7 protein-coding genes are annotated in these 8,710 nt (G+C 33.8%); 2 read left to right on the forward strand and 5 right to left on the reverse strand.

Annotation, left to right across the window (positions count from 1 at the left end):
* Both B2S90_RS06425 and B2S90_RS06430 read left to right on the forward strand, forming a co-directional pair.
* A partial coding sequence (locus B2S90_RS06425) for a metallophosphoesterase (RefSeq protein ID WP_286696747.1) occupies positions 1-1,034 on the forward strand: 1,034 nt, incomplete at its 5' end.
* Positions 1,035-1,187: 153 nt separating this feature from the next.
* Entirely contained in the window at positions 1,188-1,853 is a 666-nt protein-coding gene (locus B2S90_RS06430; RefSeq protein ID WP_278780824.1) for a BglG family transcription antiterminator, read from the forward strand.
* An 80-nt stretch (positions 1,854-1,933) separates the two neighbouring features.
* Here B2S90_RS06430 and B2S90_RS06435 read toward each other — a convergent pair whose 3' ends face one another.
* The 5 genes from B2S90_RS06435 to B2S90_RS06455 form a co-directional block, all read right to left on the reverse strand.
* Positions 1,934-2,116: a hypothetical protein gene (locus B2S90_RS06435; protein WP_286696748.1), complete on the reverse strand. Its 183-nt coding sequence runs from the start codon at positions 2,114-2,116 to the stop codon at positions 1,934-1,936.
* Positions 2,116-5,466, reverse strand: a complete 3,351-nt coding sequence (locus tag B2S90_RS06440; RefSeq protein WP_286696749.1) for a DEAD/DEAH box helicase — start codon at positions 5,464-5,466, stop codon at positions 2,116-2,118. The genes B2S90_RS06435 and B2S90_RS06440 overlap by 1 nt, the downstream gene beginning before the upstream one ends.
* Position 5,467: 1 nt before the next feature.
* The gene (locus B2S90_RS06445) at positions 5,468-6,538 is read right to left on the reverse strand and encodes an Eco57I restriction-modification methylase domain-containing protein (protein WP_286696750.1); all 1,071 of its coding nucleotides are present in this window, start codon (positions 6,536-6,538) and stop codon (positions 5,468-5,470) included.
* Positions 6,539-6,543: 5 nt separating this feature from the next.
* Entirely contained in the window at positions 6,544-7,497 is a 954-nt protein-coding gene (locus B2S90_RS06450; RefSeq protein ID WP_286696751.1) for a restriction endonuclease subunit M, read from the reverse strand.
* 170 nt (positions 7,498-7,667) lie between these two features.
* Entirely contained in the window at positions 7,668-7,991 is a 324-nt protein-coding gene (locus B2S90_RS06455; RefSeq protein WP_286696752.1) for a hypothetical protein, read from the reverse strand.
* Between the last annotated feature and the right edge of the window lie 719 nt (positions 7,992-8,710).

Raw genomic sequence — 8,710 nt, forward strand, 5'->3', positions numbered from 1 at the left:
TTCTTATACCAGCATTGTATTTTATATGGCTATTAAAACATGAACACCTGATTTTTAAAACATTTGTGGTTGTCATGGCTATTCTTTCTACAATCGGTATATTACTTAAATTTAACTTTAAACCATATAATCATATCTTTACAATGTTCATACTAGTGTGTCAATTTCTCACTATGTATATTTATATTCTTTTTATATGTGTTTATCTCTATCGTTTCTCCTTTAAATTTGTGAAACGAAGACCTTATCGTTTTGGGAATATCGTAGCAACTATGATTGCGATTACTCTTACAATCTCAGGTTTCCATTCTCATTATAATAAGAAAGAAGTCATCTATCATGTCACTGTTCCTAAGACATCTTCAGTATCTAAGTTAAAAATCTGTTTAGTCAGTGATCTCCATTTGAGTTCTGGTACTTATATGAGACAGGCAAGAAAACTTGTAAAAACAGTGAATGATAAACATTATGATCTTGTTTGTTTTGCAGGAGATGTATTTGATGAAAATACACCTGATGCATTAATGAATCGTTCTTTACAAGAATTCATGAATATGAAGAGTACTTATGGAACATACTGGATATCTGGTAATCATGAATATTATGGTAAACATACAGACTTTACTGTCTTTGAAAAATACAACATACACTTTCTAAAGAACACCTATGAAACTGTAGATAATACTTTTAATATTGTCGGCTTTACAGATAAGACATCTCGAGACCACTATGATATTAATCAAGTCATTAAAGGTATGGATACTTCTTTACCTACTATTACACTAGACCATAATCCTGAAAGATTTAATCAACATACATATTTCACTGATCTTCAATTATCTGGTCATACACATAATGGACAGATTTTCCCAGGAAATATTATCCTTCATTATTACTATCAGAATTCATATGGTTTATCCCATTATAAGAACCACTATCTTATTGTATCTGGTGGATATGGTTCATGGGGATTCCCATTTAGACTTGGTACACAATGCGAATATGATACTATTTATCTCACTATGAGAAAATAGTTATACAAGAAATACAACTTTTTGTACAAAACATGTAAACGGATTCATAAATTTGCTTAAATTATCCTCTTTTGGTGTACAAATCTAAAAATAAGCATAGACAAAATGCTTTCTTTCCTATATGATAAGGGCACAAAGAGGTAGTGGAAAAAAATGGTCATAGAATTAGAAGAAAAATTTAAATTACGCAAAGCAGAAATCTTTGCGACAATCAAGAAGTATGTGACTGAAGCAAACATGAATATCTCAGATACAGTAATAGACAACTTATCTATTCATCTTGCTTTATCAATTACAAGAGAATTATCTGGATCTTATATCGAAATGAGTTCATCTCAGATTGAACAATTAAAACAAGCCAACACTTATCAGATTTCACAGTTAATCGTCTATGATTTATCTAAGAAATATGATGTAAAAATTTCTGAAGATGATATTTGTTATTGTGCGATGTATTTATCAAACATGACATTATTAGATTTAGACTTCTTTAGTGAATGCGATATTATTGATCAGGAAACTGAAAGCATTACTTTAGAAGCCGTACAGGAAATCAATAACCGTTTAGGATTAAATTTAAAGAAAAATGATGATTTCTATCAGGGATTATCAATGCATTTCTATCCTGCAATTCAGCGTTTAAAGAATGATGAACAGCTACATGATAATGTATTAGCTAACAAAATAAAAACTGAAAATGAAACAGAATATAAATGTGCAATGATTTTAAATGATGTAGTAAAGGAACATTATCATAAATCATTTAATGAAGATGAATTGGCTTATATAGCATTACATTTCGGTACAGCATTAAGATAACATCAAAGGGAACCTGAGGTTCCCTTTTTTATATGCAGAAAGACCACCTAAAAGCAAGAATGCTTGAGGGTGGTCTTTTTTTAATTCGGTTTGCGAAGCTCTTCAGGTTTTTCGAAATACTCATCAAGACACTTATCAAGAAAGCGCTCCACAGCAACCGTTTTAGATTGCCCCGACTCTTCACAGAAGCGTTCAAGTTTTTCATTGATTGCTGTTGCCAACTTAATATTTAAAATCTTAGCGTCTTTTTTCTGTCTTGGCATTAGCATCCCTCCTTGTTTGCAAGTTCTGGGAATAACTCCTCTAACTTGTCTTCAAGAGTACCGTTTTTAGCGTATTCTAGCGCATCACAAAGCTTAATATTATGTTTCTCAATTTTAATTTCATTGCTGAATCCCATAATATATGCCAAACAAATTCTATAAATAATTTCCGTTGGAGCAAGACCATATACCTGTTGGGCAAAGATATGGTTCAAACGCTCTTTTCCATCTGGATATAGAGCTTTCATACGTTCACTTTGATATAAACGTTTTACAATTTCGGTGATGTACATACCAGATTTCATATAAAGATCAACGAATGTCTTATCTGGGTCGTCAAAGCAACCTGGATTTTCTCCTTCAAGACGATCAACCATATCTTTTACCGTTGGTTTCGGTGTAAAGATTTGGTTTGTCTTTTGTGGTGGAATGTAATCAAAGATATCTTCTTCATTAGCTGCATCAAAGTAATCCGCAAGTTTAACCTTAAGACCAAGGAATTCTTTCACAGAGTCATTAAATACAATTGGATCAAATAGATGTCCATCAAAGTGTTCTGTTTCTCCGGTTTCTTCATTTGGATAATCTCCACCATCACGTAAGAAACGGAACTGATCCAAAGTGATACTTGTAACATCAATAAATACTTGATCTGGAATAATACGATCAAATGTTTCTAGTGTCGTATCATTATTACCATACGCCATTAAGAATGATGGGATAGTGCGTGAGAATCCTCGTAAATGGTCCTTAATGGAATCTTCAATAGTACGTTTAGTCTTTTCCTTCTTGTCGGTCTCTACGTCACGTACAACTGTTTCTCCAGCATCTTTTACCATAGTGTCAATAGTTTCTGTCATGCGTTCTTTAAATGCCTTAGAAGCTTCTTTTTGCTTCTTGTCAAAGGCATGATTGATTTCTATCACTTCTTCTTCAGATGTTGCAGCGGCAATCTCATTTTGTCTGTCTGCCTCGATAGAATTTTGTTCTACCTTATAACTTCCAAATTCATATTCAAGAGTAGAATCAGCCACTGTATTGATCTTATTTTCAATCTTTTTTGCAGCATGAGATGACATATCATCACCATATTTCTGTGTTGCTGTATCCATAATAGGTTTTGTGACTTGTTCTTTGAAAGCTTTTTTCAACTGTTCAAGCTGTTTCTGTGCTTCAATATCAGTTTTTGTTTGAGGCTTATCAGGAGTAGATTCAATGATACCGTTTAGAGTGTCATGCACGTCAACATTGTCAAAAATCTTTTCTCCAAAAAGTTCTGTAGCCTCTCCAATAACCATTTCATCTGGCAATTCCACTTCGCCATCTTCATTGATATCTAATTCTTTGCCTGTAGATGGAGTAACACCTGCAAGTGGACCTGGATCTTTTGCTGGATCCATTTTCTGAATCATATCAATAACAGCCTGTGGAGCACGAAATACATTACTAATATTTTGGAACAAGAAATCACTCATAAATCCTCTACGAACAACTTCTTTAGATTTGATTTTTCTTGGAATAGACAATACTTTTGCTGCATCCAATGCAATCATTTCGCCTTCTTCGTCCTCACCAATTACAGGGAAGAAATTCAATAATTCTCGCACATGGTCTTCGCGTGTACCAGTATCACCTTTTCCGCCTGATGTATCAGAAGACAAGTCATTAGCAAACTGCTCAAAAATAATAAGAGTTCTCGCCGGGTCAAAATCAAATACATATGCATCTTTCTTACGGAAGAACTCGCTGCCATTTGAGAATAAGCATGGATTTTGTGCTCTAAATGCTGCCTGCATATATAATCCAGGACTCTTGATGCTAGAAAGCATCATTACTGCAGTCCATTCTGGAATAGTTACACCAGTCGTTAACTGACCTACAGAAAGAGTAATCGTCTTTTCATAGGTTTCAATAGCATCTTTTACCTTGTCGAAAGATTTTTGTACTTCTTCACTTTCGTCAAGACGTCCATCACCGGCAGCAAGAACTACTTTATAATCCTTAAATACAGGATGTCTTTCAAGTTTCTTAGCTAGTGCCTTTGCACTATCTACACGGTTAAGAAGCCATAATGTATGTTTCAATTCATTTCTAAGCTCTGGAGTCGAAAATGGGAATTTCGTCTGCTCAGTCATAGCATTTAAGAATTTATCTACGGAACTATTATGCACAAAGAATCCGCGTTCGTTAGTTGCAAAGAACTCGTTTAAATCAAATGCATATTCTTCAGTTTCACCATTCACTTCTACACCTTGACTAAGTTCATCTCGGATGATTTCACTCATCTGATATGTGTACATATTCAACTGAGGAAGATTCTCGTAAGGATTTGGTTCACCATCCACTGATTTCCAATTTGCTTTCGCCTTTTGTTCATCAGCATAAGTCCAGTTATAAATGGCATGTTCTGGGAATTTTTCGTTTGCAAGAGCCTTAAACGGCGTACCAGAAAGGTGCAATGTATGTTTTCTCTTAATACGGTCAAACGCAATATCTGTTTTATATGTATCAACACCTTCATGGGCCTCGTCAATCACAAGCATATCCCACTCCATATGAGCTACTTCTTCAAGCTTATTGAAGTGTCCACCAAAGTACACAGAGCCTTTCAAATCTTGTAAAGAAATAAATTCAATGCAATTTTCTCCAGCATTTCCTTTAATTAACTCATCTGTATATTGTTTTCTTGATAACACATGTGGTTGTGTTTTTAATGCGTCTACTTCACTTACAAATGAAAATCCGGATTCCGCACCGAGAAACTTGCAGTAATCCTCATACCAACTATTAGCAATTGCAGGACGATTAGTAACAATAAGAACCTTTTCAAGTCCCATTCTTTTGGCAAGGTCATATACCGTTAAAGTCTTTCCAAAACGAGGTTTTGCATTATAAAGAAATTCGCCACGTTCATGAAGTGTAAAATAATCTTTTGCACGTTCAACAGCTTCATTTTGTTCATTACGAAGTCGATATGGAATAACGTTATCTGCCTTCTTGATTCCTCTGTTTTCACGGAACTCATCAAGTTTAGATTTAGCCTCATCAGGACTAATTTGGAACCATTCTGTACCTTTTTGACGTTTAATACCACATTTCACAAGATATGCGTGGAAGTCTGAGTCTTTAAAAAGTTCCCCAGATCCATCATCGAATGTTGCATTTTTAGACCATTCAATACGGTATTCTACATCAGCAGTATGTGTTTGTTGATCGATACGTTTCTTAGCATCTTGTTCTGAATAACCAATTTTTACCCAACCTTTATGACGGGCAATTTCAGGAGTTGTATAGCAATAAATAATTGGCACAACTTTTTTTGTAGTTTGAATAGGAATTTTAGGTGCCATATTATTCCATCTCCTTTACATTGGTTTCGATAAATGCAACTTCTTCAGCACTTAATCCGTATTTTCTATAAAGTTGTAAATCAATATCCTTAATTGATTTTGACCAATCAATGTCGGATTTATCAGAAAAATCTTGGATAGGAACATATTTCCAAACACTTTTTTTATTATCCTGAGTAACTTTCAAGATTCCTAAAAGTGCTCTTGCAAATTTTGTTTGCACATATTTATATTCAGCCTCTGCTTCTTCTTTTGTACAAAAACTTCCGATACTAATAAATGTCTGAGTATGTCCTTCGCCTGGTTTAGATATTATTGGTAACGCAATTGTTTCACCGTATTTGCCACTACCATTTGCTTTGGAAAATAATATTTTGTATCTATCGAGATTGGGATGTTCTGCTATATATTTACGCTTGATCCACATCGAACATCTCTTGTTATTCTTTCTCCCAACCATCTGAATGTAGTCGTCCTCATCATTAGGTTTGCTATCAAAAAAGACAATCCCATTCAGTTTTTCAAAGATATTAGAGGTAACATCATAATCATGCCCCTTACTAATTAAAGGGACTTCTTTCCCTTTAAGAAAAATTGTAGAAGTTTTAATCTCTGGGTGCTCTTTATACATCAGGCCGGTAAATTTATAACTTTCAGGTGCATAAACTATATCTCCTACCGGTTTAAAGTCTTTGCTTTTAATCACTTTATGAAGAAGAGTATTCTTACATGAATTATTAGTAAATACCTCTATAGCCCCAAACTCTTTTTCTGTATCTCGGTATGTAATTGCGACACCACCTTTAATATCGGTATTAGGAAATATAACAGCAGCATCTTCCTCATAATGCATCACTTTAAAATGTTGGTCATGAAGCATCTTATCATTCCACATTTTTGGTGTTTTACCCGCATTAAACAAAAATCTAGCTGGAGTGATCAATTCTGTCTTATCAGAAACAGAATACGCTGCATCCATAAATTTATCATACACTGGTTTATCAGATGTATTTTCTGATAATTCCTGATACGGAGGATTACCAATTGCAAAATCAAATAATTTCTTACTCATACTCTTTATCCTTTCTTCTTACAATCCATAAACAACATTGATGTGTTCGAGCGCCAATCATAAATTTTACATGGAATTGCTTCCTCTGTTTTTTCCTGTGATTGTGTTGTTTCATCTTCAAATTCTAATAATTCAAACAATGACATCTGGTGATTCTCCTCATATGGTTTGCCTAGTGGAACCGTATCTTTTAGCCCATCCATTTGCCATATATTCCAACTAATAATGTTGGCTATGCGAGTTAATGTCTTCATTTCAGGTTCATGTTCCCATCGCTCTGTAAAATATTCATAGAATGATAAAAGCACATTGATACGGGCAATAAGAAGGTTATCCCCTTGGTATTCATAACCATAGCAACTCTGTATTGCTCTTTCTGCCCATTTCAGCCATTCGACTTCCGTAGCTGTATTTTCATTTACAATGCGAAGTTTACGGTCTAAAAACCCAATTCTACGAATAGGTGGAACAATTAACTCACCTGTTGTTGTATCATAACGTGATACTAGATACGGAGCTTCTCCACATGTAATCTCTAGTCTTCTGGAATCTACGTATTTCTTCCATGTACGTTTTCCATCAAAAACTATCTTTTCTTCATTGACAGTCCATGTATTGTCATCATTCTCATGATTAAAGACATCTTTACGTCCAAACCACTGCTCATCAGCGTAATTGTTCATTTTGTTGCAAAGCCACACGGGAGTCATAACCTCTGCTTTTTTACGGGTACGTTCCTGCTGTTCCTCAAGAGTCTTGCTAATACGAGGGCGTAGCTTAAATGCATTCATTCCATTAAACAACGACAGCTTAATTTGGTTTTTATCATTGAATCCAGGACCATATTCACTATAAATGTCTGTAGCCCAGATAATGTTCTTTTTTGTTGATTTATCTTGAAGAAGGATCTTCAAGGTATCCTTTACGGGATACGCGTTAATATCAATCAGTTTATCCATTCGTATCTCTCCAAGTCGTTGTGTTCATAAGCCACAGTCCTTTCTTGTATTTATCGTAAATATTGCTATGCTTATTATACATCATTAATAATGTATCGTCTGCACGTTTCATTTTAAAAAATAAAAAGGTCTTCAACCTTTTTATTTTTATTGTAAGCTATGCTTATATATTATTTCCCTATACAGAATCTCTTAAACAATTCATCCAATAAATCTTCTTTAGACTGTTCACCTAATATCTCTTTTAAGTTCTCCCAGCTATCATATAAATCAGTCACAATCAAGTCTGTAGGAATACCTTCCTCCATGGCTTGAATTGCACTATTTAATGACTGTGATGCTTTTTCTAATAACTGTATCTGTCTTTGATTTGCAAGTACCTGTGCCTGAGAATTAGTAATAGCACTAAAGTCAAATTCATCTTTAATATGCTGGATCAGTTCATCTATATGATTCTCTTTAGCACTAATATGAATACCTTCTGTATCAATCACACAACCTTTATCAGACTTATTGATTAATACAATTCTATTTAATCCTTCAGTACGTTCTAATAGTTCCTTATCTTCTGATTCTAAAGGTCTAGAACCATCTAATACAACAAGAACTAAATCAGCCTGATCAATTAAAGATAAAGACTTCTTAAGACCTATGAGACAATCGAATTATACTTATTCCATTCATCTGCTTTAATAAAAATATCTGATAATATATTAAATATTTTATGATAGAGTTTTTCTTTCCATTTTAGATTCATTTACTAATAGTGATATTGTTGTCTACAATACTTACTCAATATTATAAAGATAGATACAAGTACACTTTAGAAAAAATTCGCTCTTTTTAAGTAAATTGTTGCTTTAGGTTATCTTATTCGGCTAAAATCCCATAACGATACTCGTAATAGGCTTCCTTAATTGAAATGGGTATAGGCATAACTCTTACCAATTTCGTATTGAAGATTTCTATATCCACAATCATTCTAAGAATCATAGATGCCATCTCCTTTTCTCTTGAATGTATGCTTTTCCAGTTTCTTATGAAGTAGAAAATCTGATGCTAAGCTAAATTTGATAATCTAGTAGCAACATTTTTCTTAAACTTAGCGAAAAAATTTAATATTTTTGATGAGAAATTTACGAATATATAAGGTATAGATAATGTATAAGGAACATCTTTTCCTAAATTTAGAGAAGAAAAATAGCATTGAGTC

Origin of the sequence: Catenibacterium sp. UBA627 (genome assembly GCF_002299355.1) — a bacterium.
Taxonomy (GTDB): domain Bacteria; phylum Bacillota_I; class Bacilli_A; order Erysipelotrichales; family Coprobacillaceae; genus Catenibacterium; species Catenibacterium mitsuoka.